The organism is Bacteroides cutis (genome assembly GCF_900241005.1).
Taxonomy (GTDB): domain Bacteria; phylum Bacteroidota; class Bacteroidia; order Bacteroidales; family Bacteroidaceae; genus Bacteroides; species Bacteroides cutis.
In genome coordinates this window covers 253,314-280,153 of the sequence record NZ_OEST01000005.1, presented here as the reverse complement: position 1 = coordinate 280,153, position 26,840 = coordinate 253,314, and the positions used below count along the sequence as shown (strand labels likewise).

Genomic DNA, 26,840 nt, shown 5'->3' with positions numbered 1-26,840 from the left:
ATAGTATTTTTGCGCCAACTTTCTAAAACATCCCGCCTATGGATACCATACAAATAAAAGATAAGCTATTTACAGTCTCTATCAAAGAGCAGCAAATACTAAAAGAAGTGACCCGTGTCGCAAACGAAATAAATCGCGATTTAGCTGGGAAAAATCCTTTGTTTCTCAGTGTTTTGAACGGTTCGTTTATGTTTACTGCCGATTTATTGAAGAGAATTAATATCCCTTGCGAAATTTCATTTGTTAAATTAGCATCTTACCAAGGAGTATCCTCTACAGGGGTAATAAAAGAAGTTATCGGAATAAATGAAGATCTTACCGATCGTACGGTAGTCATTGTAGAGGACATTGTAGACACAGGACTTACCATGCAGCGTTTACTGGAGACACTCGGTACCCGAAATCCCAAAGAAATCCATATTGCTTCATTATTGGTAAAACCGGAAAAGCTAAAAGTAGACTTAAACATTGAATACGTTGCTATGAATATACCTAATGACTTTATCGTAGGCTACGGATTGGATTATGATGGCTTTGGACGTAACTACCCAGACATTTACACTGTTATCGAAGAATAAGTATCAAACAATAAATCATTAAATAAGAACTAAACAAATGTTGAACATTGTAATTTTTGGTGCTCCCGGTTCAGGAAAGGGGACACAAAGTGAAAAGATTGTAGAGAAATACGGTATCAATCACATTTCTACGGGTGATGTACTCCGTGCAGAGATAAAGAATGGAACAGAACTCGGTAAAACAGCAAAAGGTTACATTGACCAAGGTCAATTGTTACCGGATGAATTGATAATCGATATTCTAGCAAGTACTCTGGATAGCTTCAAAGAGAGTAAAGGTGTTATCTTTGATGGTTTTCCCCGTACCATCGCCCAAGCTGAAGCATTAAAAAAAATGCTTGCTGAACGTAATCAGAATGTTAATATTATGCTTGACCTTGACGTACCTGAAGACGAATTGATGACTCGTCTCATCAAACGTGGAAAAGAATCAGGCCGCGCTGACGACAATGAAGAAACCATCAAGAAACGTCTTACTGTTTATCACTCACAAACTGCCCCTCTGATTGATTGGTACAAGAATGAAAAACTTTATGCTCACATCAACGGTTTGGGAAATTTAGAAACTATTACAGCAGAAATCTGCAAAGCTATCGACGCAGTAAAATAAAAAACTGATAGAAAAGTACCATAACTCAATTACCATTTTCTTTAGGCACGAATTACACGCTAAACCACAGATCAATTTATATTTTTCTACGATAGTTTGTATAATCCGTGCCTAAATAATTTTATACTAGCTTCATAATTTAAATAAATCCTGCATTTCAGGATATCGATCATCTGTATCTCCCATTTCATTACGTAACCTATGCAGGTCTTTTTTCATCTGTTTAATGATAGGAGCATATTGTGGATCATCATAAAGATTATGATTTTCGTGCGGATCCTTTTCTAAATCATAAAAATCCCATGCAGGAGTAAATTCAAATTTTTCCGTATCGGTCATATCAAGATTACGACCATAATATAAAATAAGCTTATATCGATCTGAGCGAACGGCCATGTGTGCCGGACGAACAGCATGGTTAGTCCAATAACGATAATAGATTTCCTCACGCCAATCTGCTGGAGTCTCTCCTTGCAAATTACGGACAAAACTACGTCCTTGTACCCCCTCCATCTTCACTCCGGCAAAGTCGGCTAAGGTAGGTGCAAAGTCAATATTCAACACCAAGTCTTTCAATCGTTTACCAGCAGGAACAACTTTAGGATAGCGAATAACGAAAGGCATCCGGGCAGTTTCCTCATAGAACATACGTTTATCAAAGAAACCATGTTCGCCTAGAAAATATCCTTGGTCGGAAACATAAATAACAATGGTATTTTCAGCAATACCCATATCGTCAAGTGTTTGTAGTAGTTTACCTATATTGTCATCAATAGTAGCCCCACAACGCATATAGTCACGAATAAACTTTTGATAAATAGCCTTTCGAGCAACAGTTCGCTGCATACCTTCGGTATTGAAAGGTAAACCCGGATAACGGCACCACCACTTATCAGGATCTTTTGAAGCCATTTTCCAACGGTAGCCCAACTCTTCCAGAGTCTGCCCTACAAAAGATCGACCATTAGTTTCCGGTCCCCAATCCAACAAGTTCTCCGGTTCAGGAAAGGTAACTCCGTCATATAAATGTTCCATACGTACTGGATAATCGTAAGGTTCATGAGTTGCTTTAAAATGGCAACACATCAAAAAAGGCTTTTCACTTTTCTGTTTTTTTATCCAACTAATTGCCTTCTCTGTTACCAAGTCTGTAGAGAAACCGATGAGCCGTTCACCAAAGTTTCTATTTCCCGGCCAAGGATCAGTACTTTCAATAAAAGTCGGATCACGATATTCTCCCTGATCATAAAAAATGGAATAGTAATCAAAGCCCTGTGGTTGTGACTTGATATGCCATTTTCCCACTAATCCAGTTGCGTAGCCATTGTCGCGAAGTACAGTTGCCAAGGTAGGAATAGAGGTATCCAATGAATCAGCAAGTGTATAAAGTCCATTACGATGACTGTACAACCCCGTCAGGATACTGGCACGACTAGGAGAGGAAATAGAATTGGTACAAAAACAATTATCCAATACCACACCTTCAGCTGCCAGCCTACGAATATTAGAGTTTTGCACATATTGAGAAAGTATTCCATCATAAATTCCCCATGCCTGGGAGGTATGATCATCACTTAAAATAAACAATATATTAGGATGTTGTTCTTCCTCTTTCTGTAATTCTGTGGCATTTATTTCCTGCAAATGAGCTACTACACCAACTGCTATCCATCCGGTCAAAAATGTTCTATTCATATATATATGATTATTCATTTCGCATCAAAGTTAGTGAATAATCGCAAAAGTTTTGAGCGTATCAGGCAAAATCACTAATTTTGCATTCATTATCCTAAATATTAGAAGAATATGGCAGAATCAAATTTTGTTGATTACGTAAAAATATATTGTCGCTCTGGTAAGGGCGGAAGAGGTTCCACACACTTGAGACGTGAAAAATATTGTCCCAACGGCGGACCCGACGGAGGTGACGGAGGACGAGGAGGTCATATTATACTTCGGGGAAATCGTAACTATTGGACTCTGTTACATTTACGCTATGATCGCCACATCATGGCAGGTCATGGCGAGTCCGGATCTAAAAATCGCAGTTTCGGAAAAGACGGTGAAGACAAAGTAATAGAAGTGCCCTGTGGCACAGTAGTCTACAATGCTGAAACCGGTGAATATATATGTGACGTCACAGAACATGGGCAAGAAATTATTTTGTTGAAAGGAGGACGTGGTGGATTAGGAAATTGGCATTTTAAGACCCCTACCCGTCAAGCCCCTCGTTTCGCACAGCCAGGTGAACCGATGCAAGAAATGACTATTATCATGGAGCTAAAGTTACTGGCAGATGTTGGTTTGGTAGGTTTTCCCAATGCAGGAAAATCAACATTACTTTCCGCTGTATCATCTGCAAAACCCAAGATAGCCAATTATCCTTTCACAACAATGGAACCTAGTCTGGGAATCGTATCCCATCGCGATCAACAGTCGTTTGTGATGGCAGACATCCCAGGTATTATAGAAGGAGCCAGCGAAGGTCGTGGATTGGGGTTACGTTTCCTACGTCATATCGAACGCAATTCCCTGTTATTATTTATGGTACCTGCCGACAGCGATGACATCCGCCGGGAATACGAGATTCTGTTAAACGAGCTAAAGAGTTTCAATCCCGAAATGCTTGACAAACAACGCGTACTTGCTATTACCAAATGCGATATGTTGGATCAGGAGCTGATAGATGAAATAGAGCCTACTCTGCCTGAAGGAGTTCCACACGTGTTTATCTCAGCCATTTCGGGTATGGGTATCACGATATTAAAAGATATTCTTTGGGAAGAGCTGAATAGTGAAAGCAATAAGATAGAAGGTAAAGTAGAAAGTATTGCTCATCGTGCCAAAGACATGAGACATCTTCAACAGGAACTTGCAGAGGAAGGAGAAGATGAGGATCTCAGTTATGAGAGTATTGATACGGATGAAGATATTGAAGATTTGAAAGACTTTGAATACGAAGAGGAGTGGGAGGAAAACGAAAAATGATTTCTCTCACAAAGGATAGAAAAATGTTGGGATATGAAATACTTACTCCATATTCCGGCATTTCTTGTTTTGTAACTACTCGTTGGGGTGGATGCAGTGAAGGAAATTATGCTACTTTTAACTGTACCCCCTATACAGGAGATGATACAGAATGCGTCAAACAAAATCAGGATATATTATGTTCCTCACTTCCCCAACGCCCTAAAGAATTGATTATCCCTTTTCAAACACACGGTGTACAGTCGCAAGTTATCGATAAGAAATTCCTACAAGCCAGTGAAAGGGAACGTCATATCCTACTGCAAGACATCGATGCACTGATCACTCGTGAACCGGGCTGTTGTATCTGTATTTCTACAGCAGACTGTATTCCTATATTACTCTATGATACAGAACATCAAGTAGTAGCCGCCGTACATGCCGGATGGAGAGGAACAGTAAATTATATTTTGGGGCATGTACTTGAAAAAATGCAAGTACTCTATAAAACAGATAGTAAAAAGATCATTGCCTGTATAGGTCCCGGCATTTCTCTACAAGCTTTTGAAGTGGGTTACGAGGTATACGAAACATTCCGTAAAAATGGTTTTTCCATGGAATATATTTCAGAATGGAGACCTGAAACACATAAATATCACATAGACTTATCGGCAGCCAATCGACTTCAGCTATTAGATTTCGGTGTGCCTTCCGTACAAATTGAAACGGCAGATATCTGTACTTATACAGAATACAAAGAGTTTTTCTCGGCACGAAGATTGGGTATACATTCCGGACGTATCTTGTCGGGTATCATGATAAAAGAATAAAAAGGGAAAAATTATGTATAATATTAAAATATCAGAAGAAATAAAGAAAATTTGTCCTGGTTTCAAAGGAGTAGCTGTCTATGCAGAAGTTATCAATACAACGTTCAGTAAAGGACTGTGGGAAGAAATTGATGAATTTACTCAAGAACTGACTTCTACCACTCAGACTGATGATATCAAACTACAGTATGCTATTGCTGCCACCCGTGAAGCCTATAAACTTTGCGGGAAAGACCCTAGCCGTTATCGTCCTTCTGCCGAGGCGTTACGCCGACGTCTGATGAAGGGAATTGCTCTTTATCAAATTGACACACTTGTAGATCTCATCAACCTTGTATCTCTACGTACCGGTTACTCTATCGGTGGATTTGATGCAGATAAAATACAAGGGAATGACCTCAAACTTGGTATAGGTCGTGCAGAAGAACCTTTCGAAGGTATCGGACGTGGAGTACTGAACATTGAGGGACTACCCGTTTACCGTGACAACGTCGGAGGTATCGGTACACCCACTAGTGACAACGAACGTACAAAAATGGGACTGGAAACACGACACATTCTTGCTATTGTAAACGGATACAGTGGAGAAAACGGATTGAAAGAAGCTGCTGAAATGATACAGGAGTTATTAAGAAAATATGCATCTTCAGATGGAGGTGTTATTCAGTACTTTGAATAACAGAAAAAATAACATGAGTAACAGCTTAAGTATCCAAACGTTTCATTACATTTGCAAAACGTTTCACCTAAAAAACGAATTGAACTTTAAAGCATATCAATGATAGAAAAACTGATTGTTCTTGAGGATATCGACCCGGTTATCTTTTATGGCGTAAACAACGCTAATATGCAATTGATTAAAGCCTTGTATCCCAAACTCCGCATTGTTGCCCGAGGTAACGTTATTAAAGTGTTGGGAGACGAAGAGGAAATGTGTGCATTCGAAGAGAATATCATTAAACTGGAAAAATATTGCGCCGAATATAATTCACTAAAAGAGGAAGTAATTATAGATATTATCAAAGGCAATGCACCGCAGGCTGAAAAATCCGGTAATGTTATAGTTTTCAGTGTAACCGGAAAACCTATTATCCCTCGTAGCGAAAACCAGTTGAAACTGGTAGAGGGATTTGCAAAGAACGATATGTTATTTGCCATTGGTCCCGCCGGATCAGGTAAAACTTATACCGCCATCGCACTTGCGGTCCGGGCACTGAAAAATAAAGAAATTAAGAAAATCATTCTTAGCCGCCCAGCAGTAGAAGCCGGAGAGAAACTCGGTTTCTTACCTGGTGATATGAAAGACAAGATAGATCCATACCTACAACCTCTCTATGATGCCTTGCAAGATATGATACCTGCAGCAAAACTGAAAGAATACATGGAACTGAACATTATCCAGATCGCACCTCTCGCTTTTATGCGTGGACGAACATTGAATGATGCCGTTGTTATTCTGGATGAAGCACAGAATACTACTACCCAACAAATCAAAATGTTCCTCACCCGTATGGGCATGAATACCAAAATGATTGTAACGGGAGATATGACGCAGATTGATTTACCACAATCGCAAACATCCGGATTAATACAAGCCTTAAAGATTTTAAAGGGAGTAAAAGGTATCAGTTTCATCGAGTTGAACAAAAAAGATATTGTAAGACATAAACTTGTTACTCAGATTGTAGAAGCTTACGAACGCTTTGATAAGGAAACGAAAGCCGAACGAGAAAAATAAAAACAGAAAATAAAAAATGAAACAAGAGTTCGGATGACCAATTATAGAATAAGATATTACATGAACTTTATAAAATAAGAAAAATGAAAGCATTAACTAAAACAGATTTCAATTTTCCGGGACAAAAAAGTGTATATCACGGAAAAGTACGTGATGTGTACAACATCAATGGTGAAAAGTTAGTTATGGTTGCCACTGACCGTATCTCTGCTTTTGACGTAGTCTTACCAAAAGGTATTCCTTTCAAAGGACAAATGCTGAACCAAATTGCAGCTAAGTTCCTGGATGCTACAACTGATATTTGTCCTAATTGGAAAATGGCTACTCCAGATCCAATGGTGACGGTAGGTGTGATGTGCGAAGGATTCCCTATAGAAATGATTGTACGCGGTTATCTTTGTGGTAGCGCATGGCGTGCCTACAAAAGCGGTGTTCGCGAAATCTGTGGTGTGAAATTGCCCGAAGGCATGAAAGAAAACCAAAAATTCCCCGAACCTATCATTACTCCAACTACTAAGGCAGAAATAGGTGAACATGATGCTGATATCTCCAAGGAAGATATTCTAGCTAAAGGATTAGCCACTCCTGAAGAATATGCCATCCTCGAAAAATATACAATGGCACTTTTCAACCGTGGTACTGAAATCGCAGCAGAACGTGGTTTGATATTGGTAGATACAAAGTATGAATTCGGTAAACACAATGGAAAAATTTATTTGATGGACGAAATTCACACTCCCGATTCCAGCCGTTACTTCTATTCGGAAGGATACGAAGAACGTTTTACTAAAGGTGAACCTCAGAAACAACTATCCAAAGAATTCGTACGTGAATGGTTAATGGACAATGGTTTCCAAGGGAAAGCAGGTCAACAAGTTCCTGAAATGACCGATGAAATCGTTACTTCTATCAGTGACCGTTACATCGAGTTATACGAACACATTACTGGTGAAAAGTTCGTAAAGGAAGACACTAACAATATTGCTGAAAGAATTGAGAAAAACGTAATGGGATACTTAAAATAGTAACATGAACTACCCGCAGGAACATATCAAGCCTTACGGTAAAGAAGGAAAGAAGAGTGAACAAGTCGAAGAAATGTTTGACAATATCGCTCCTGCTTATGATAAACTGAATCATACCTTATCTATGGGTATCGATCGTAGTTGGCGTAGAAAAGCGGTTAATGCACTCAGACCTTTTCATCCGCAACGTATCATGGACGTAGCTACCGGAACCGGAGATTTTGCCATTCTTGCCTGCTGTGAATTGCAGCCAACTACCTTGATCGGTACTGATATTTCCGAAGGTATGATGAATGTGGGTCGTGAAAAAGTAAAACAGGCGCACCTTTCGGACAAAATCTTTTTTGTCCGGGAGGATTGCACCTCTCTCTCATTTGCCGATGAAAGTTTCGATGCTGTAACCGTAGCGTTTGGTATCCGCAATTTTGATGGATTAGACAAAGGGCTCTCTGAAATATACCGTGTGTTAGTGCCTGGTGGTCATCTCGTCATTTTGGAACTTTCTACCCCAGACCGTTTTCCGATGAAGCAACTCTTCACCGTTTATTCCAAGGTCGTCATTCCGTTCCTCGGTAAATGTATTTCGAAAGATAACAGTGCCTATACTTACCTTCCAAAAAGCATTCGCGCATTTCCACAAGGAGAAGTTATGCAAAAAGTTATACATAGAGTAGGATTTGGTGAAGTGTATTTCAAACGGTTAACTTTCGGAATATGTACTTTATATATCGCAAAGAAATAGCTACTAATCCCCCTTTTAACACACATTGAATATGCAAAAATATGGTTTAATCGGTTACCCGTTGAAACATTCGTTTTCCATCGGATATTTCAATGAGAAATTTAAAGCAGAAAATATTGATGCTGAATATGTAAATTTCGAAATTCCCAGTATCAACGATTTTATGGAAGTAATAGAGGAAAATCCCAACCTCTGTGGACTCAACGTAACTATTCCTTATAAGGAACAAGTCATCCCTTTCCTTGATGAGTTAGACAAAGATACCGCTAAAATAGGTGCGGTCAATGTTATTAAGATTATTCGTCTCCCCAAAGGAAGAGTTAAACTCGTAGGATATAATTCGGATATTATCGGTTTCACTCAATCTATTGAACCTTTGTTGCAACCGTATCACAAAAAAGCATTAATACTCGGTACAGGTGGAGCATCGAAAGCTGTATATCGCGGTTTAACAAATCTTGGAATCGAGAGTACATTTGTTTCACGTACTAAGAAAGACGACAAGTTCCTAACTTATGAAGAATTAACTCCAGAGATCATAACAACACATACAGTTATAGTAAACTGTACTCCTGTTGGTATGTTCCCCAAAGTCGATTTTTGCCCTAATATCCCTTATGAGTCACTTACTTCCAACCATTTACTCTACGATTTGTTATATAATCCAAATGAAACACTTTTCATGAAGAAAGGTGCAGCACAAGGTGCCATCACTAAGAATGGACTCGAGATGCTGTTATTACAAGCCTTTGCTGCATGGAAGATTTGGAATAAATAACAATATCTTCTTATGGGAAAAAAAATTAAATACAGTCTTGTCGGACTATTGGTACTTATTATTATTGTAATTGTCGGTGGAAGTTTCTATATGCTCGGTTTCTCTTTGACCCCCGAACATAATAAAGGAAAAGATATTTCCGGTTCCTACAAATATATGCTTAGCGAGTACCCTCAAATCAAGCCGTGGTTAGACAGTTTACAGACAGTCGGTGCTTTGCGGGATACATTTATCATCAATCCTGAAGGTCGACAGTTACACGCTATTTTTGCCGCTGCGCCTAAACCTACCGACAAGACAGCTGTTATTGTGCATGGCTATACGGATGATGCCATCCGCATGTTGATGATAGGTTATCTTTATAACAAGAAACTAAAATACAACATATTACTCCCCGACCTGCAAGATCAGGGATTAAGTGAAGGTCCAGCAATTCAGATGGGATGGAAAGACCGACTAGACGTATTAAGCTGGATGAATATAGCCAATGATATCTTTAAAAAACGATATGAAGTAGAAATAGATAGTATACGTACTAACGTACCTCAAAGTACACAAATGGTGATACATGGAATTTCCATGGGAGCTGCAACTACTATGATGGTATCTGGTGAGTCTCAACGTGATTTCGTGAAATGTTTTATAGAAGACTGCGGTTACACCAGTGTATGGGATGAATTTGCCTATCAACTAAAAGATATGTTCGGATTACCGGCTTTCCCTCTGATGTATACTACTAGTTTGTTATGCGACGTCAAATATGGGTGGAATTTTCAGGAGGCATCCTCACTAGAACAAATAAAGAAATGTAAACTTCCCATGCTTTTTATTCATGGCGATGCAGATACGTATGTGCCTACTTGGATGGTTTATCCACTATATGAAATAAAATCAGAACCTAAAGAACTATGGATTGTTCCCGGTTCAACTCATGCTATGTCTTATAAAGACCATCCTCAGGAATACACCGAACGAGTGAAGAAATTCGTAGAAAAATACATCTATTGATGCGATTTTTTCTATCTTCGCCACGACAATTATTAACAATATGAAACGAATTACCTCCATAGTATTCTTTTTGTGTCTACTTATTTCTTTGCAGGCACAACATATCTATACTACTCGAAATATCCCTAAAGTACACCTTCAAGATAAAACACGTTATGTTTGTAATCCTGCCGGTATTCTCTCAACAACAGCATGTGATAGTATAGACCGTATGTTATACATATTGGAACAACAGACAGGAATTGAAACAGTAGTTGCTGTAGTTCCATCAATCGGTAATGAAGATTGTTTCGACTTTTCACACCGGTTGCTCAATGAATGGGGTGTTGGGAAAAAAGAAACGAACAATGGATTGGTCATTTTACTCGTAACTGATCAACGTTGTATCCAGTTTTATACCGGATATGGTTTGGAAGGTGATCTGCCCGATGCCATCTGCAAACGTATCCAAACACAATATATGATTCCTTATTTGAAAGATGGAAATTGGGATGCGGGTATGGTGATAGGTATACGTGCTGTTTGTGCCCGGTTAGAGGGAAGTATGGAAAACGATACAACCGGAGACGAGGAAAACAACTCAATAGTGTTAACCCTAATCTTAATAGGTATCATAATCATCTCCATAATAGCCGCTTTTTTTAAAGCACGTGCAATTAATAAATGTCCAAACTGTGGACAACATAAATTACAACGTAGTGGTAGTACCCTCATTTCACGTAACAACGGAGTGAAAACGGAAGACGTTATTTATACCTGTCGTAATTGCGGACACCAGATAGTGCGTCGCCAACAATCGTATGACGAAAATTATCGTGGCGGTGGTGGTGGAGGTCCCGTTATCTTCGGCGGAGGTTTCGGCGGTGGAGGCGGAGGTTTTAGTGGTGGTAGTTTCGGAGGAGGTATAGGTGGAGGTGGAGGCGCTGGTTCGCGCTTCTAAATTTCCATTTATTAAAGTAATAAAATTATATAATCACTTAACAAAAAAGAAAATGAAGAAATCAACCATTATCATCCTTGTAGTTATAGCCCTTCTCGCAATATGGGGTGTAAGTAGTTACAATAGTCTTGTCACTATGGACGAAAATGTCAGTGGACAATGGTCTAATGTTGAAACTCAATATCAACGCCGTGCCGACCTGATACCTAATCTCGTAAATACGGTCAAAGGATATGCCTCACATGAAAAAGAGACTCTTGAAGGCGTTGTGAAAGCACGTAGTAAAGCCACTCAAATCACGATTGATGCCGACAACTTGACTCCTGAAAAGTTAGCTGAATATCAAAAAGCCCAAGGTGTAGTAACTTCTGCTCTTGGAAAGTTGCTTGCCATCAGTGAGAATTATCCGGATTTGAAAGCTAATCAGAACTTTCTGGAATTACAAGCACAACTGGAAGGTACGGAAAACCGTATCAACGTAGCCCGCACCAACTTCAACAATGCAGCGAAGAACTTCAATACAGCCATCCGCCGTTTCCCAAAGAACATTCTTGCTGGTCTTTTCGGCTTTGAAAAGCGTGTTTACTTTGAAGCAGCCGAAGGTACCGATCAGGCTCCGCAAGTGCAGTTTTAACGTCTCAAATATTCCTTTTACAAGCGAGGTACAAAGACGAGAAACTTTGTGTCTCGCTTTGTGTTGTAGAAGATTAGATGTATCTTTGCACAATCAATTGATAATAAACATACATATCTCATGAGTAATCAACGATACATGATGCGGGGTGTCAGCGCATCAAAGGAAGATGTGCACAACGCCATCAAAAACATTGATAAAGGTATTTTTCCACAGGCTTTCTGTAAAATCATCCCTGATATTTTGGGGGGAGACCCTGAGTATTGTAATATTATGCACGCCGACGGAGCAGGTACAAAATCCAGTCTGGCATACATTTACTGGAAAGAGACAGGTGATATTTCAGTATGGAAAGGTATTGCTCAGGACGCACTAATTATGAATATAGATGACCTACTTTGCGTAGGTGCAGTGGATAATATCTTGGTTTCTTCTACTATAGGACGTAACAAACTACTTGTTCCCGGTGAAGTTATCTCTGCCATTATCAACGGCACGGACGAATTGCTTGCCGAACTCCGTGAAATGGGAGTAGGTGTTTATGCAACGGGGGGTGAAACAGCAGACGTAGGCGATTTGGTACGTACCATTATCGTAGACTCTACAGTAACTTGCCGCATGAGACGTTCTGACGTTATCAATAATGCAAATATCCGTCCGGGAGATACGATTGTAGGTCTGGCTTCATACGGACAGGCAACTTACGAGAAAGAATATAACGGTGGAATGGGTAGTAACGGCTTGACTAGTGCTCGTCACGATGTGTTTGCCAAATATCTAGCTGAAAAATATCCTGAAAGTTATGATAAAGCAGTACCCGATGAACTGATTTACAGCGGTAAATTGAATTTAACGGATAATGTAGAAGATAGTCCGTTAGACGCAGGTAAGCTAGTACTCTCCCCTACTCGTACATATGCACCGGTAGTAAAAAAATTACTTGATGCACTTCGTCCCGAAATTCATGGCATGGTACATTGCTCGGGTGGTGCGCAAACTAAAGTATTACACTTTATAGGTGATAATTGCCGTGTAGTGAAGGATAATCTTTTCCCTGTTCCACCTTTATTCAAGACCATCAAGGAGCAAAGTGATACGGATTGGAGTGAAATGTACAAGGTATTTAATATGGGACATCGTCTCGAAGTTTACCTCTCACCCGAACATGCGGAAGAAGTAATCGCTATCAGTAAGGACTTCAACATTGATGCTCAAATAGTGGGACACATTGAAGAAAGTAATAAAAAAGAATTGATTATAAAGAGTGAATTCGGAGAATTCAGATATTAAAAGTGCGATAAAGTGGCAGATAACAGTACCTTACTTGAAAAATTAGATGGACTTGTAGCTCGATTTGAAGAAGTATCGACCTTGATTACCGACCCGGCAGTGATTGCCGACCAAAAGCGCTATGTGAAACTTACTAAAGAATATAAGGAACTTGGCGACCTGATGAATGCTCGTAAGGAGTACATGCTAGTATTGGGCGGCATTGAGGAAGCCAAGGAAATCATCGTTAATGAAACAGACCCTGAAATGCGCGAAATGGCACGTGAAGAACTTGATACTTGCCAAGCACGCCAACCAGAACTGGAAGAACAGATAAAGCTACTACTTGTTCCTGCCGATCCGCAAGACAGCCGTAATGCAATTCTTGAAATTCGTGGAGGTACGGGGGGAGATGAAGCTGCCATATTTGCAGGTGACCTCTTCCGCATGTATACCAAATATTGTGAAACAAAAGGTTGGAAAATGGAAATTTCCAGTGCCAATGAAGGTGCAGCTGGCGGTTTCAAGGAAATAATCTGTTCAGTAACCGGTGATAACGTATATGGTACGTTGAAATATGAGTCAGGGGTACATCGTGTACAACGTGTACCTGCCACCGAAACTCAAGGACGTGTACATACCTCCGCCGCCTCTGTAGCTGTATTGCCCGAAGCAGAAGAATTTGATGTCATCATCAATGAAGGTGAAATCAAGTGGGACACCTTCCGAAGTGGTGGTGCCGGCGGTCAAAACGTAAATAAGGTAGAATCCGGTGTACGTTTGCGTTATAACTGGAAAAACCCCAATACTGGCGTTGTCGAGGAAATTCTCATCGAATGTACCGAAACGCGCGATCAGCCCAAAAACAAGGAGCGTGCGCTCTCCCGCCTACGTACGTTCATCTACGACAAGGAGCATCAGAAATACATCGACGACATCGCTTCCAAACGTAAGACGATGGTTTCTACTGGTGACCGTTCGGCAAAAATCCGTACCTATAATTATCCACAAGGCCGCATTACCGACCACCGTATCAATTATACGATCTATAACCTTGCAGCTTTTATGGATGGGGATATTCAAGATTGTATTGACCATTTAATAGTGGCGGAGAATGCGGAAAGATTAAAAGAGAGCGAATTATAAAACAAAGCCTTAAAATACTACATATGAAAGGGCACTTATTACAAAGAGTATTCCATACTTTAGCAGAAGCATTTCAAAATTGCATGAAACGCTTTCCGATAACTGTTTGCTTTGTGTTTGCGCTGTCTGCCTTTCTCATCTATCTGGTTGCTACCGATATGGATGGAGACAGAAAAAGGCTATTTATCTGGGGATATTACCTCTCTATCGGCACATTGCTTTCACTCACTCTGCATCTGTGGCATGAAGAGATGCAAGGTATAATCAAGAAAGTAACCATACAAATAGTAGCCAATACACTACTCATTGCCGATGCTCTGTTTCTTTACCATTATTCTTCTGAACAAACCTATGTAGAACTAGGTATAGCACACGTTGCCGCTATCCTCACGCTATGGTTTTCTATATTCTTTCTCTCTTTTTTTAAGGAGAAAAACGACATTCCAAGTTGGAACTTCGCCTTGAACACAATAACCTCATTCATCACAGCCAATATTGTAGGTTACATCATGAGCGGCGGAATAAGTCTGTTGGTACTCTCCCTCCATATGCTTTTTGATGTAGATGTAAGTGGGAAATGCTATGCTTATATCTTTATCATATGTAGTGTTCTGCTTCCTACATTACTTTTCCTCGGTATGTTGCCCCAAGGTGAAAGCAAACATAATCGGCAACCGCAATCGTTAGATTTTCTGAATGGCATTATACGTTTTTTGTTCCTGCCACTCATCGGAGGATATTTACTGGTTCTCTATATTTACACCGCACGTATCCTTTCCAATTGGGAGTTACCCATCGGCTGGGTATCATGGTTGGTAGTAACACTGATGGCAGGATGTATTGCCATCGAGTTCGGTTTATATCCTACCCGTATAGGAGATGCGAAACGGACTGACGAACACATTGCACGTTGGCTTCCAACACTTGTATTGCCACTGCTGATGTTGATGACGGTAGGGATCATACGCCGCTTCAATGATTATGGCATTACCATAAACCGTTTATATCTTATCACTCTCAATATCTGGTTCTACATTGTTTGTATCGGGCTTATCTTAACGAAAGCACGTCGCATCAACTGGATACCTATATCGTTTGCTATCCTCTTCCTGTTGACATCAGCATTTCCCATTAATTATGCAAGTATAACCAAGAATGCTATCCGTACTGAATTGGAAGAAAAGTTAAAACAGACTTGCAACGCACAACTTCCTCTTTCACGTGAAGACTACAATAACTGGCTGGCATCACTCTCCGAGAAAACTGCCATGGAAGTGAATGATAAGTTCCTATACATCGACGATTTGTTCGGACGAAAAACAATCGCTAATCTTGTGGAAAAAGATGTTTCATTCTATACCACCAAGTATCACTATGAAGGCGTAACCAATAAAGAAAATAATGCAGGTACCTATGTATCATACAACGGACAAGCACTTCCACTGACAAGTATTGAAATTCCCAATGGATATAATCGCTTTATAGCTATACCAAAAGATGTAAACAAGTCAGACAGGAATATCAAAATTCCACTTAAATATGTGAAAACAGGAGTATTACCTGTCTCTCTCGGTCTGCAAACAGGTAACGAGAATGATACGGTTTATATCGACCTCAAAACACTTAAAGAACTTGATGAATATAGATACGGTGAAATGCGACCAACCCAATTCAAATGTAATTCCAACAAAAAACTGTTTATACTCACCAGTTTCTCTATAGCATACGACGAACAGGAAGATAAAGATATCAGGTTGAGTATCAACGGCTACTTATTCAAGAAATAAACATAAAAAAATATCCGAGATGAATAAACAAGAACTTTTTGAAAATATCAAACGCAAAAGATCATTTCTTTGCGTAGGTTTGGATACAGACATCAAAAAAATCCCCGAACACTTATTGAAGGAAGAGGATCCCATCTTCGTTTTCAATAAGGCGATAATCGATGCAACCGCCGACCTCTGTATTGCCTACAAACCAAATCTCGCTTTCTATGAAAGCATGGGGGTAAAAGGTTGGATTGCTTTTGAAAAGACGGTAAATTACATCAAACAGAACTATCCCGATCAATTTATTATTGCCGATGCCAAGCGTGGGGATATAGGAAATACATCCGCTATGTATGCCCGTACATTTTTCGAAGAACTGGATATCGATTCAGTAACCGTAGCACCTTATATGGGCGAAGACAGTGTTACCCCATTCCTCACTTACGAAGGAAAGTGGGTCATTTTGCTTGCACTCACCAGTAATAAAGGTTCTCACGATTTCCAATTGACAGAAGATAAAACCGGCGAACGTCTTTTTGAAAAAGTTCTGCGCAAATCACAAGAATGGGCAAATGACGAACAAATGATGTATGTAGTAGGTGCTACACAAGGTCGTGCATTCGAAGATATCCGCAAGATTGCTCCCGAACACTTCCTGCTGGTTCCAGGTATCGGTGCACAAGGTGGTTCTTTGGAAGAAGTTTGCAAATATGGTATGAATAAAACCTGCGGACTGATTGTAAACTCTAGCCGTGGTATCATCTATGTGGATAAGACAGAGAACTTTGCCGCTGCCAGCCGCAAAGCCGCACAAGAAGTACAAGCACAAATGGAAAAGTTGCTAATCAACTGTTAACCAATAACAACGTGTTCGAAAGAAAAATCATAAATGACCCAGTTTTCGGGTTCATCAATATTCCAAAGGGGTTGTTGTATGATATCGTACGGCATCCCCTTCTACAACGTTTAAACCGTATCAAGCAGGTGGGTTTGTCATCTGTTGTATATCCGGGTGCGCAGCACACGCGGTTTCAACATTCTCTAGGAGCTTTCTATCTGATGAGTGAAGCTATTCAAAACCTTGCCAGTAAAGGAAACTTTATCTTCGACAGTGAAGCGGAAGCCGTCCAGGCAGCTATCCTGATGCATGATATTGGGCATGGTCCTTTCTCTCATGTATTGGAAGATACGATCGTCCGCGGTGTATCCCATGAAGATATTTCCCTAATGTTGATGGAACGGATCAACAAGGAAATGAACGGGCAACTAACTCTTGCCATCCAAATCTTCAAAGATGAATATCCCAAACGTTTCCTCCACCAATTGGTAAGCGGTCAGTTGGATATGGACCGGCTCGACTATCTGCGCCGTGACAGTTTCTACACTGGTGTCACAGAGGGTAATATTGGTTCGGCACGTATCATCAAGATGCTTGATGTAAAAGATGATCATCTTGTAGTGGAGTCTAAAGGTATCTATTCCATTGAGAATTTCCTCACAGCCCGCCGCCTGATGTACTGGCAAGTATATCTTCATAAGACTTCGGTAGCATACGAAAAAATGCTTATCAGTACCCTGTTACGCGCTAAGGAGCTGGCAAGTCAAGGTGTAGAACTGTTTGCACCTCCTGCCCTGAGATTTTTCCTTTACAACGATATCAACCGGAATACATTCTATAACACCCCCGATTGTTTGGAATATTTCATCCAACTGGACGATAACGATATCTGGACAGCATTGAAAGTATGGAGTTCACATACCGATAAAGTATTATCTACCCTAAGCTTAGGTATGATTAACCGTAATATCTTCAAAGTGGAAATTTCTGCTGAACCTATCAGCGAAGAACGGAAAAAAGAGCTGACTTTACAAATCAGTGAACAACTGAACATTCCTCTCTCCGAAGCGAGATATTTCATCTCTACCCCCAGCATCGAAAAGAATATGTATGACCCCGCAGATGACAGTATTGATATTCTCTATAATGATGGTTCCATCAAGAATATTGCAGAAGCATCGGATATGCTCAATATCTCTTTACTATCGAAAAAGGTAAAAAAGTACTACTTATGTTACCAACGTTTGCATAAGCAAGTATAAAATATTCATCGTAGGACAAGGAAATATAAAAAAAAAGTCCGTTATTTGTGTTTTGAAACCATCTAACAATAATAAGACATGGAGTTCTCTGCTAAACAAATTGCAACATTTATCCAAGGAGAAATCGTTGGGGATGAGAATGCAACCGTGCACACCTTCGCTAAGATCGAAGAAGGAATACCTGGAGCAATCTCTTTCCTCTCCAATCCCAAATATACCCCGTATATATACGAAACGCGGTCGAGTATCGTGTTAGTAAACAAGGATTTTGTTCCCGGACAAGAGGTGAAAGCAACTCTTATAAAGGTAGATAATGCCTATGAAAGCCTTGCCAAATTGCTCAATCTTTATGAACAAAGTAAACCCAAGCGTGTGGGTATCGATTCACGTGCTTTCGTTGCTGAAACAGCTAAGATAGGAAAGGATGTTTACATTGCTCCGTTTGCTTGTGTCGGCGAATATGCAGAAGTCGGAGATAATACGGTGATACATCCTCACGCCACTATTGGAAGTGGTGCCAAAGTAGGTAATGATTGCATTATTTATGCCAATGCTACCATCTATCACGACTGTCGTGTAGGTAATCGTTGTATTTTGCATGCCGGTTGCGTTATCGGAGCAGACGGTTTCGGTTTTGCTCCTACTCCCGAAGGTTATGAAAAAATCCCCCAAATCGGTATCACAATACTGGAAGATAATGTAGAAATCGGTGCGAATACTTGTGTAGATCGTGCCACAATGGGAGCAACCATTGTACATAGCGGTGTAAAACTTGACAATTTAGTACAAGTGGCTCATAATGACGAAATAGGTTCACACACTGTAATGGCAGCTCAAGTAGGTATTGCAGGTTCTACCAAAGTGGGAGAATGGTGTATGCTTGGTGGCCAAGTTGGCGTAGCAGGCCATATCCATATTGGAAATAAAGTGAACCTTGGTGCACAATCGGGTGTTCCCAGTAGTATCAAGGAAGGTAGTCAACTTATTGGCACACCACCTATGGAGATGAAACCTTACTTCAAGTCACAATCCGTATTCCGCAAGTTACCCGATATGTATTTTGAACTGAATGCACTCCGTAAAGAATTAAATGAATTGAAACAACAATTAAATAAGTAACCAATGTTGAAACAAAAGACTCTGAAAGATAGCTTTTCACTCAGTGGGAAAGGTCTTCATACGGGACTTGACCTGATCGTTACTTTTAATCCTGCTCCAGATAATCACGGATATAAAATTCAACGTATCGATGTGGAAGGACAACCGATCATCGATGCGGTAGCTGATAATGTGACAGAAACGACTCGTGGCACCGTACTCTCCAAAAACGGAGTAAAAGTAAGTACCATTGAGCACGGTATGGCAGCCCTTTATGCATTGGGTATAGATAACTGCCTAATCCAGGTAAACGGACCGGAATTCCCTATTTTAGATGGAAGTGCCCAATATTATGTCAGTGAAATAGAACGCGTAGGTACAGTAGAACAAAATGCCGTTAAAGATTTCTATATTATCAAATCCAAAATTGAATTCCGCGACGATGCAACCGGTTCTTCCATCATCGTATTACCGGACGAGAATTTTAGTTTGAATGTATTGGTATCGTATGATTCTACCATCATCCCCAACCAATTTGCCACTCTGGAAGATATGGCAAAATTCAAAGATGAAGTAGCGGCCAGCCGTACCTTTGTATTCGTACGCGAAATAGAACCGTTGTTGCAAGCCGGTCTCATCAAAGGGGGTGACTTAGATAATGCCATCGTAATCTACGAACGCGAAATGGAACAAGATGCATACGATAAACTTGCCGATGTTATGGGTGTTCCTCACATGAATGCCAAGCAGTTGGGCTACATCAACCATAAACCGTTAGTATGGCCTAATGAATGTGCACGTCACAAATTATTGGATGTCATCGGTGATTTGGCCCTGATAGGTAAACCCATCAAAGGACGTATAATTGCAACTCGTCCAGGACATACCATCAACAATAAGTTTGCCCGCCAGATGCGTAAGGAAATCCGTTTGCATGAAATACAGGCTCCTACTTATGACTGCAATCGTGAACCGGTTATGGATGTAAACCGTATTCGTGAATTGTTGCCTCACCGCTACCCATTCCAATTGGTAGATAAAGTGATTGAAATCGGCGCCAATTATATAGTAGGTATTAAAAATGTAACAGGAAACGAACCTTTCTTTCAGGGACATTTCCCGCAAGAACCGGTAATGCCGGGTGTATTGCAGGTAGAGGCCATGGCACAGACTGGTGGTTTGCTCGTGTTGAACTCTGTGGACGAACCAGAACGTTATTCTACCTATTTTATGAAGATTGACGGTGTAAAATTCCGTCAGAAAGTAGTACCGGGAGATACATTGATTTTCCGCGTTGAATTACTGGCTCCCATCCGTCGAGGTATTTCTACCATGAAAGGTTATGTATTTGTAGGCGAAAAAGTAGTTTGCGAAGCAGAATTTATGGCACAAATAGTAAAAAACAAGTAAATTAATTATGATAAGTCCCTTAGCGTATATTCATCCCGAAGCCCAAATCGGGGAAAACGTAGAGATTGCTCCTTTTGTTTTCATTGACAAGAATGTGGTAATCGGTGATAACAATAAGATCATGGCTAATGCCAACATTCTATACGGTACACGTATCGGTAATGGAAATACGATCTTCCCTGGAGCGGTGATAGGTGCCATTCCACAAGACCTGAAGTTCAGAGGAGAAGAAAGTACTGCTGAAATAGGTGACAACAACATTATCCGTGAGAATGTGACCATCAATCGGGGAACGGCTGCCAAAGGAAGAACGATTGTTGGCAACAATAACCTATTGATGGAAAGTGTTCACGTAGCGCATGATGCAATTATAGGTAACTATTGTATCATAGGTAATTCCACCAAAATGGCAGGTGAAATAGTTATAGACGACAATGCTATTATCAGTGCCAACGTATTGATGCACCAGTTTTGCCATGTGGCAGGATATGGTATGATACAAGGTGGCTGCCGTTTTAGCAAAGATATCCCTCCATACATCATAGCAGGACGGGAACCGATTTGTTATGCCGGTATCAACATTGTAGGATTACGTCGTCGTGGTTTCTCCAATGAGACTATCGAAAGCATCCATAATGCGTACCGTATTATCTATCAAAGCGGTCTGAACAATACAGATGCTCTGAAAAAGATTGAAGACGAAATGGAAATAACTCCCGAAATAAGTTATATTGTAGATTTCATACGCAAATCAACTCGTGGTATTATCCCCGCAGGAAAATAAAAAAAATTAATATTATGATATATAGATTTACAATCATCTCCGACGAAGTAGATGACTTCGTAAGAGAAATACAAATAGACCCGGAAGCTACATTCTACAATTTTCACGAAGCTATCCTAAAATCAGTGGGTTACACCAATGATCAGATGACGTCTTTCTTCATCTGCGATGATGACTGGGAAAAAGAGAAGGAAATCACCCTTGAAGAAATGGACGATAATCCTGAAATGGATAGTTGGGTAATGAAAGAAACCCCAATCAGCGAGCTGGTAGAAGATGAAAAGCAGAAGTTGCTTTATGTCTTCGATTATATGACAGAACGTTGTTTCTTTATCGAACTTTCCGAGATTATCACCGGTAAAGAAATGACCGGTGCCAAATGTACAAAGAAAGAAGGTGAAGCTCCTAAGCAAACGATTGACTTTGAAGAAATGACCGCTAACAACGGTTCACTTGATCTGGATGAGAATTTTTATGGCGATCAGGATTTCGACATGGAAGACTTCGATAAAGAAGGTTTCGGTGGTTTGGATGATGGTACCGGAGAGATTCCTTACGAAGAAGATAAATTCTAATTCTGTTGAAAGTTAAGAATTCCAATAAAAAAAATCGTTAAAGTTATAAATCTATATTTAGGCACGGATTACACGGATTTCACGGATATCAAAATAAAGCCGTGTGTATCCGTATAATCCGTGCCTAAATCATTTTTACGTATGAAAACGTTGATAGTACTTATCGGTCCTACCGGAGTAGGCAAAACAGAACTAAGCCTTCGATTGGCAGAACAATTCCATACCTGCATAGTCTCTGCCGATTCCAGACAACTCTATGCAGACTTGAAGATAGGTACAGCCGCTCCTACTCACGAACAGTTACAACGAGTGCAGCATTATTTCGTCGGCACCCTTAAGTTGACAGATTACTATAGTGCCGCCCAATATGAAGCTGAAGCACTACAACTCTTGGGAACTCTATTCACGGAACATGATACTGTATTACTGACAGGTGGTTCAATGATGTATGTAGATGCTATCTGTAAAGGTATTGACGACATACCGACCGTGGACACCGAGACTCGCCAACTGATGTTATACAAATATGAAACGGAAGGACTGGAAAGACTATGTTCCGAACTAAAGCTACTCGATCCTGAATATTATAAAATTGTAGATCTAAAGAATCCCAAACGTGTCGTTCATGCGTTGGAAATCTGTTATATGACGGGAAAAACTTATACCTCCTTTCGTACCCAACAAAAAAAAGAACGTTCTTTCCGTATCATCAAAATCGGACTTACACGCGACCGAGAAGAACTTTACCAGCGCATCAACCGTCGGGTAGAACAAATGATAACAGACGGTTTGGTAGAAGAAGCACGTCGCGTCTATCCATATCGAACACTAAATTCACTGAATACCGTAGGTTATAAGGAAATATTCAAGTACCTCGACGGTGAGTGGACATTGCCCTTTGCCATTGAAAAGATACAGCAGAACTCCCGTATCTATTCCCGCAAACAAATGACATGGTTTAAACGGGATCAAGACATTCATTGGTTTCATCCGGAACAAGAAACGGAGATACTGATGTACCTCCGTTCGCAGTTATAAGGACTACTGTAATAGATTTTCCTTTCTCAAACCTATCGTACTTTTGCACAAGACATCAAGGCAATGCTGTAATCGTTTCTTTCAGTCGGATATCCTGGCTGGAAGCACCAACCAGTATTTCAAAGTCACCCGGTTCTACCGTCCAGTTCATATTACGATCCAACAATTGTAAATCCTCAGGCTTCAAAGTAAACGTCACCTGTTTCGTTTCACCCGGTTGAAGGGATATACGCTCAAAGCCTCTTAACTCTGAGTCGTAAGCAATTACGCTACTTACCTTATCACGTATATACAACTGTACAATTTCATCACCTGCCCGTTTTCCGGTATTCGTTATATCCACCTTTACGGTATATTCTCCCTGTGTACGTTGTTGCAACGGAGAAACTTTCAGATTAGAATAAGCAAAAGAAGTATAACTCAAACCAAAACCGAATGGATAAAGCTCACCGATAACACGGGTCGAACCGGAGCCATTAGGTCCCGACTTGGGTTGTTTGCCATGTGAACCCGGTTTAAAGGGAAAATTCAGTTCAATCTGTCCCACGCTCTTCGGGAAAGTAACCGTCAGTTTGCCACCCGGATTATGTTCGCCAAACAATGTCTCAGCAATCACCGTTCCACCCTGACAACCAGGGAACCACGTCTCCAGGATTGCAGGAATATAAGCATCCGCCCAGTTAATGGTAAGCGGCTGTCCATTCACCAATACCAGAACTACCGGTTTTCCGGTAGCGTGCAAAGCCTCCAACAATTGTTGTTGACGTCCCGGCAAATCAAGTGAAGTACGAGAACGACTTTCACCCGTACGATATTCATCCTCACCAAGTACGGCAATAATCACATCACTCTCCTTCGCCTTTGCCACAGCTTCGGCAATTCCTTGTTTCTCCTGTTCGTTCATGGGAACAGGCAATATTTCCGTTGAGGGCCATCCGGCATCTACGATATCGCATCCTTTGACATAATTCACTTCAGCAGTACCTTTAAGATAATTACGTAAACCTGCCAGTACAGTCACAGTTTCCAACCTATTAGGGCCATAACGGCTGGTCATAAAGTTATCCTCATCCGCCAAAGGACCGGTTACCAACACTTTCTTTACCTGCTGTTTATCCAGCGGAAGAAAGTTATTTTCATTCTTCAAAAGAACCAAAGCCTGCTGTTGCATCTTCTTCACAAAATCCATATTCCGGTCTACACCTCCCACCTTGTCGGAAGCTTTTGTATCCACTACGTATGGATGGTCAAACAATCCCAAACGGAATTTTACACTCAGCACCTCTGCCACCCGCTTGTCAATGGTAGCCATCGAGATTTTCTTCTCCTCCAGAAGTCGGCGAACCGGCATAATAAAATCAGAAGGTTTGGTAAAATGCGTACGCACATTCAAACCAGCTTCCAATACTTGACGTACAGCCTCATCATATGTATCCGCCACATGATGTTTAGTCTTTACAAACTCTACAGCCTCACTGTCGCTAACCACATAACCATCAAAGCCATACTCCTCACGAAGCAATTCTGTCAGAAAATAATAACTGGCAGATACGGGTACACCATCCCAGTCATTATAACTACTCATCACTCCCATTGGATGCGCATTCTGAATAACTTTCTTGAAAGGATACAAAAATAACTGATGCAGTTCTCGTGGAGCCACATGAGGGTCAGTACGACAATTGCCATCGCGCCCTCCTTTAGGCACACTGTAAACAGCATAATGTTTTAAGGTAGAAGCCACGCCATGAGACTGGATACCATTTACCATTTGTGTTCCTAATGCAGCGATCAGATAAGGATCTTCTCCATAGCACTCCAAAGTACGTCCCCAACGCGGATCACGTACCACATCAAGAATAGGAGCATACACATTGGTATATCCCAATGCCTTAGCCTCTTCTCCGGCAATACTTCCCGCCTGATAAACAAGTTCCTTGTTCCAGGTACTTCCAATTGCGATAGGAGCCGGCAATGGAGTTGCCTTTGTATGGTTCAAGCCATGAATACCTTCGTTACTGAAATCCACAGGAATTCCCAAACGAGTTTCTTCCACGAACCAACGTTGCACAATATTAATGGCTTCGGCATGATTACTGAAAGGATACAGTAAATCGGGCACCCGTGAAGCCTTCTTACCTACCCCATTCAGCATTTCATCAATATTGGCTATACCATCTTTCCAAATCTCATTTTTCCAGTTGGCAGTCGGCAGAGAGTCTTTCAATACTCGCCCATAACCATAAAGAGTAGCCAACTGGCAAGTTTTCTCTTCCACCGTCATTTGCGAGAGCAAGTCGGCAACACGTTTCTCCACCGGTTGATTCGGGTCCTCATAGATATCCTTCACTCCATTTTTGTTGAAGTCTATCCACCCTTTTTGATACATTTTCTTGTTTTGCGCATGTAGATTTCCAGCCAATCCCAGGCAAAGGATGGAAACCCCAATCATAAATTTGTGTTTCATGTAGAAATAATTAATATGAATAAATTAAAGTTCAAATAGTTCCGCGTATTTCGTACTGATAAAATCATCCATTACATTATAGAACGACTGCATACTTTTTATATCAATACTTCCACTCTCACGCCATGTTTTCAACAAAGATTGAGTACGTTGAAAAACGTTTTCTTCTATAGGGGCAAGCAACTGCATATAACCGTTTTTCTCCGTATTATACAATTTCTCCCAATTCATATAACGGTTACTCCCCATACCTTGTCCATAAGAAAACACATCACCTGCCAATATTACCGACCAATTACCCAAAAGAGAAACTTTCTCAGTCTCATCGCGAACAAGCAGTTTCGGCAGATTCTTATCAGCTCCTTTCAACCATACAGGCATTGCCACCCCGGTAGGAGGATATCCCAATATTGTCCACATCGTAGTGAATTCAGGTTTTTCACCAGGCTTTACTCCTTGTACGACAACAGAACTTGCCGTACTGCCACGGGCAATGAAATCCTGGTCAACAAACCAGCCCGTCGTTTTGGGACGATTGAATTCCCCAGTTTTCAGGTCAATACCCAATAACGGATTGGCAAAAGAACGAGACAGCTCATTGAATATCCATTGCGGAGTGATCTGTCTGGTAGCCGAAGCCGGTAGTAACACCTTGTCTTCCTGCATAAAGCGTACATAGCCAGCTCCCTCATTCACTTTACCCGAAAAAGAAAAGTTTGTACGTGCAATGTAACCACAAGGAGCATCCTTCGGTTCATTGGCATCAAACATCACATATTTATAATAATCTACCTCGAACATTGCCGCACCACCTTCAGCATCAATCACGCCAAAGTTAGCTTCAATCATACTGGGTTTCGTAATAGTATCCAAAAAATGGCGGAAATCTTCCACAGTAGCACAAATCTCCAATGCACGGCGCATCACTCGTCCGTTCGCCTCTCCCCGTTCTTCACCGGGCTTTATGTCGACCAGATTATAAGACTGCGTATTCATTACAGAAAAACCTGCCGAGTTTGTACCGATCCATACATCTGTCGGGTCATCTTCCACACTATTGACTATGGCAATAAACGGATAACGCTCCCCTGAAAAATACTTCACACAATTTTGAAGAAAATCCGTATCCCGATTCTTCCACAAGAGAGGACGACCGTCAGGAGTTATCTTACCGGAAATCACAGCAGAAGTACAGGCCGATACAGGTTCAATCCAGCATGCAATCGTAATAGTCAACAACAAGATCTGTTTTATCATAATACAAAGATTGAGATGTTGACGCAAAAATAAGGTTTTCCAATAAGATGTCCCTAAAAAACAGAGTTTATTTG

The 26,840-nt window shown here is 40.7% G+C and carries 25 protein-coding genes; 22 read left to right on the top strand and 3 right to left on the bottom strand.

Annotated features, from left to right (window positions below):
- The first annotated feature begins 38 nt into the window (after positions 1-38).
- Positions 39-578: a hypoxanthine phosphoribosyltransferase gene (gene hpt / locus C1A09_RS12490; RefSeq protein WP_101544707.1), complete on the top strand. Its 540-nt coding sequence runs from the start codon at positions 39-41 to the stop codon at positions 576-578.
- A gap of 37 nt (positions 579-615) precedes the next feature.
- Complete coding sequence (locus C1A09_RS12485) at positions 616-1,188, top strand: adenylate kinase (RefSeq protein ID WP_101544704.1); 573 nt, start codon at positions 616-618, stop codon at positions 1,186-1,188.
- Positions 1,189-1,320: 132 nt separating this feature from the next.
- Here C1A09_RS12485 and C1A09_RS12480 read toward each other — a convergent pair whose 3' ends face one another.
- Positions 1,321-2,883 (bottom strand): sulfatase family protein, encoded by a 1,563-nt coding sequence (locus C1A09_RS12480; protein ID WP_101544830.1) that lies wholly within the window; start codon positions 2,881-2,883, stop codon positions 1,321-1,323.
- 111 nt (positions 2,884-2,994) lie between these two features.
- Here C1A09_RS12480 and obgE point away from each other — a divergent pair, with 111 nt between their 5' ends.
- From obgE to miaA, 20 genes are all read left to right on the top strand, one after another.
- On the top strand, positions 2,995-4,176 hold the full coding sequence (gene obgE, locus C1A09_RS12475; RefSeq protein WP_101544701.1) for a GTPase ObgE: 1,182 nt from the start codon (positions 2,995-2,997) through the stop codon (positions 4,174-4,176).
- The gene (gene pgeF / locus C1A09_RS12470) at positions 4,173-4,985 is read left to right on the top strand and encodes a peptidoglycan editing factor PgeF (protein ID WP_101544699.1); all 813 of its coding nucleotides are present in this window, start codon (positions 4,173-4,175) and stop codon (positions 4,983-4,985) included. The genes obgE and pgeF overlap by 4 nt, the downstream gene beginning before the upstream one ends.
- A gap of 13 nt (positions 4,986-4,998) precedes the next feature.
- Positions 4,999-5,664: a B3/B4 domain-containing protein gene (locus C1A09_RS12465; protein WP_101544696.1), complete on the top strand. Its 666-nt coding sequence runs from the start codon at positions 4,999-5,001 to the stop codon at positions 5,662-5,664.
- Positions 5,665-5,763: 99 nt separating this feature from the next.
- Positions 5,764-6,723, top strand: a complete 960-nt coding sequence (locus C1A09_RS12460) for a PhoH family protein (RefSeq protein WP_101544693.1) — start codon at positions 5,764-5,766, stop codon at positions 6,721-6,723.
- An 83-nt stretch (positions 6,724-6,806) separates the two neighbouring features.
- Complete coding sequence (locus tag C1A09_RS12455) at positions 6,807-7,748, top strand: phosphoribosylaminoimidazolesuccinocarboxamide synthase (protein WP_101544690.1); 942 nt, start codon at positions 6,807-6,809, stop codon at positions 7,746-7,748.
- Between the two features lie 4 nt (positions 7,749-7,752).
- Positions 7,753-8,490, top strand: a complete 738-nt coding sequence (gene ubiE / locus C1A09_RS12450) for a bifunctional demethylmenaquinone methyltransferase/2-methoxy-6-polyprenyl-1,4-benzoquinol methylase UbiE (RefSeq protein ID WP_101544687.1) — start codon at positions 7,753-7,755, stop codon at positions 8,488-8,490.
- Positions 8,491-8,521: 31 nt separating this feature from the next.
- Positions 8,522-9,268, top strand: coding sequence for a shikimate dehydrogenase family protein (locus C1A09_RS12445; RefSeq protein ID WP_101544685.1), 747 nt, complete (start codon positions 8,522-8,524; stop codon positions 9,266-9,268).
- Between the two features lie 12 nt (positions 9,269-9,280).
- A complete protein-coding gene (locus C1A09_RS12440) occupies positions 9,281-10,276 on the top strand; it encodes an alpha/beta hydrolase (protein WP_101544683.1) in 996 nt (331 codons plus the stop codon).
- A 40-nt stretch (positions 10,277-10,316) separates the two neighbouring features.
- A complete protein-coding gene (locus tag C1A09_RS12435) occupies positions 10,317-11,216 on the top strand; it encodes a TPM domain-containing protein (protein ID WP_101544681.1) in 900 nt (299 codons plus the stop codon).
- Positions 11,217-11,268: 52 nt separating this feature from the next.
- Positions 11,269-11,850, top strand: coding sequence for a LemA family protein (locus tag C1A09_RS12430; RefSeq protein WP_101544679.1), 582 nt, complete (start codon positions 11,269-11,271; stop codon positions 11,848-11,850).
- Positions 11,851-11,970: 120 nt separating this feature from the next.
- Positions 11,971-13,140 carry an AIR synthase-related protein gene (locus C1A09_RS12425; RefSeq protein ID WP_101544677.1) on the top strand — a complete coding sequence of 390 codons (1,170 nt, stop codon included), beginning with the start codon at positions 11,971-11,973 and terminating at the stop codon, positions 13,138-13,140.
- A gap of 12 nt (positions 13,141-13,152) precedes the next feature.
- Complete coding sequence (gene prfA, locus C1A09_RS12420) at positions 13,153-14,265, top strand: peptide chain release factor 1 (RefSeq protein ID WP_101544675.1); 1,113 nt, start codon at positions 13,153-13,155, stop codon at positions 14,263-14,265.
- Between the two features lie 23 nt (positions 14,266-14,288).
- A complete protein-coding gene (locus C1A09_RS12415) occupies positions 14,289-16,052 on the top strand; it encodes a DUF4153 domain-containing protein (RefSeq protein ID WP_101544673.1) in 1,764 nt (587 codons plus the stop codon).
- A gap of 19 nt (positions 16,053-16,071) precedes the next feature.
- On the top strand, positions 16,072-16,893 hold the full coding sequence (gene pyrF / locus C1A09_RS12410) for an orotidine-5'-phosphate decarboxylase (RefSeq protein WP_101544671.1): 822 nt from the start codon (positions 16,072-16,074) through the stop codon (positions 16,891-16,893).
- Positions 16,894-16,904: 11 nt separating this feature from the next.
- Positions 16,905-18,137, top strand: a complete 1,233-nt coding sequence (locus C1A09_RS12405) for an HD domain-containing protein (RefSeq protein WP_101544669.1) — start codon at positions 16,905-16,907, stop codon at positions 18,135-18,137.
- 78 nt (positions 18,138-18,215) lie between these two features.
- Entirely contained in the window at positions 18,216-19,256 is a 1,041-nt protein-coding gene (gene lpxD, locus C1A09_RS12400; RefSeq protein ID WP_101544667.1) for a UDP-3-O-(3-hydroxymyristoyl)glucosamine N-acyltransferase, read from the top strand.
- Positions 19,257-19,259: 3 nt separating this feature from the next.
- Positions 19,260-20,645, top strand: coding sequence for a bifunctional UDP-3-O-[3-hydroxymyristoyl] N-acetylglucosamine deacetylase/3-hydroxyacyl-ACP dehydratase (locus C1A09_RS12395; RefSeq protein WP_101544665.1), 1,386 nt, complete (start codon positions 19,260-19,262; stop codon positions 20,643-20,645).
- 7 nt (positions 20,646-20,652) lie between these two features.
- Positions 20,653-21,429, top strand: coding sequence for an acyl-ACP--UDP-N-acetylglucosamine O-acyltransferase (lpxA, locus tag C1A09_RS12390; RefSeq protein WP_101544663.1), 777 nt, complete (start codon positions 20,653-20,655; stop codon positions 21,427-21,429).
- A 14-nt stretch (positions 21,430-21,443) separates the two neighbouring features.
- Positions 21,444-22,004 (top strand): IS1096 element passenger TnpR family protein, encoded by a 561-nt coding sequence (locus C1A09_RS12385; RefSeq protein WP_101544661.1) that lies wholly within the window; start codon positions 21,444-21,446, stop codon positions 22,002-22,004.
- Between the two features lie 141 nt (positions 22,005-22,145).
- Positions 22,146-23,042 carry a tRNA (adenosine(37)-N6)-dimethylallyltransferase MiaA gene (miaA, locus tag C1A09_RS12380; RefSeq protein ID WP_101544660.1) on the top strand — a complete coding sequence of 299 codons (897 nt, stop codon included), beginning with the start codon at positions 22,146-22,148 and terminating at the stop codon, positions 23,040-23,042.
- Positions 23,043-23,097: 55 nt separating this feature from the next.
- On the opposite strand, the gene C1A09_RS12375 is transcribed toward miaA, so the two are convergent.
- Positions 23,098-25,509, bottom strand: a complete 2,412-nt coding sequence (locus C1A09_RS12375) for a glycoside hydrolase family 3 N-terminal domain-containing protein (protein WP_101544658.1) — start codon at positions 25,507-25,509, stop codon at positions 23,098-23,100.
- Positions 25,510-25,533: 24 nt separating this feature from the next.
- Positions 25,534-26,766 (bottom strand): carcinine hydrolase/isopenicillin-N N-acyltransferase family protein, encoded by a 1,233-nt coding sequence (locus C1A09_RS12370; protein ID WP_101544656.1) that lies wholly within the window; start codon positions 26,764-26,766, stop codon positions 25,534-25,536.
- Positions 26,767-26,840 lie beyond the last annotated feature (74 nt).

Bases quoted from the DNA above. Each gene is read 5' to 3' on its own strand.
- hpt (WP_101544707.1), top strand. From the start codon at position 39: ATGGATACCATACAAATAAAAGATAAGCTATTTACAGTCTCTATCAAA.
- C1A09_RS12485 (WP_101544704.1), top strand. From the start codon at position 616: ATGTTGAACATTGTAATTTTTGGTGCTCCCGGTTCAGGAAAGGGGACA.
- C1A09_RS12480 (WP_101544830.1), bottom strand. From the start codon at position 2,883: ATGAATAGAACATTTTTGACCGGATGGATAGCAGTTGGTGTAGTAGCT.
- obgE (WP_101544701.1), top strand. From the start codon at position 2,995: ATGGCAGAATCAAATTTTGTTGATTACGTAAAAATATATTGTCGCTCT.
- pgeF (WP_101544699.1), top strand. From the start codon at position 4,173: ATGATTTCTCTCACAAAGGATAGAAAAATGTTGGGATATGAAATACTT.
- C1A09_RS12465 (WP_101544696.1), top strand. From the start codon at position 4,999: ATGTATAATATTAAAATATCAGAAGAAATAAAGAAAATTTGTCCTGGT.
- C1A09_RS12460 (WP_101544693.1), top strand. From the start codon at position 5,764: ATGATAGAAAAACTGATTGTTCTTGAGGATATCGACCCGGTTATCTTT.
- C1A09_RS12455 (WP_101544690.1), top strand. From the start codon at position 6,807: ATGAAAGCATTAACTAAAACAGATTTCAATTTTCCGGGACAAAAAAGT.
- ubiE (WP_101544687.1), top strand. From the start codon at position 7,753: ATGAACTACCCGCAGGAACATATCAAGCCTTACGGTAAAGAAGGAAAG.
- C1A09_RS12445 (WP_101544685.1), top strand. From the start codon at position 8,522: ATGCAAAAATATGGTTTAATCGGTTACCCGTTGAAACATTCGTTTTCC.
- C1A09_RS12440 (WP_101544683.1), top strand. From the start codon at position 9,281: ATGGGAAAAAAAATTAAATACAGTCTTGTCGGACTATTGGTACTTATT.
- C1A09_RS12435 (WP_101544681.1), top strand. From the start codon at position 10,317: ATGAAACGAATTACCTCCATAGTATTCTTTTTGTGTCTACTTATTTCT.
- C1A09_RS12430 (WP_101544679.1), top strand. From the start codon at position 11,269: ATGAAGAAATCAACCATTATCATCCTTGTAGTTATAGCCCTTCTCGCA.
- C1A09_RS12425 (WP_101544677.1), top strand. From the start codon at position 11,971: ATGAGTAATCAACGATACATGATGCGGGGTGTCAGCGCATCAAAGGAA.
- C1A09_RS12415 (WP_101544673.1), top strand. From the start codon at position 14,289: ATGAAAGGGCACTTATTACAAAGAGTATTCCATACTTTAGCAGAAGCA.
- pyrF (WP_101544671.1), top strand. From the start codon at position 16,072: ATGAATAAACAAGAACTTTTTGAAAATATCAAACGCAAAAGATCATTT.
- lpxD (WP_101544667.1), top strand. From the start codon at position 18,216: ATGGAGTTCTCTGCTAAACAAATTGCAACATTTATCCAAGGAGAAATC.
- C1A09_RS12395 (WP_101544665.1), top strand. From the start codon at position 19,260: ATGTTGAAACAAAAGACTCTGAAAGATAGCTTTTCACTCAGTGGGAAA.
- lpxA (WP_101544663.1), top strand. From the start codon at position 20,653: ATGATAAGTCCCTTAGCGTATATTCATCCCGAAGCCCAAATCGGGGAA.
- C1A09_RS12385 (WP_101544661.1), top strand. From the start codon at position 21,444: ATGATATATAGATTTACAATCATCTCCGACGAAGTAGATGACTTCGTA.
- miaA (WP_101544660.1), top strand. From the start codon at position 22,146: ATGAAAACGTTGATAGTACTTATCGGTCCTACCGGAGTAGGCAAAACA.
- C1A09_RS12375 (WP_101544658.1), bottom strand. From the start codon at position 25,509: ATGAAACACAAATTTATGATTGGGGTTTCCATCCTTTGCCTGGGATTG.
- C1A09_RS12370 (WP_101544656.1), bottom strand. From the start codon at position 26,766: ATGATAAAACAGATCTTGTTGTTGACTATTACGATTGCATGCTGGATT.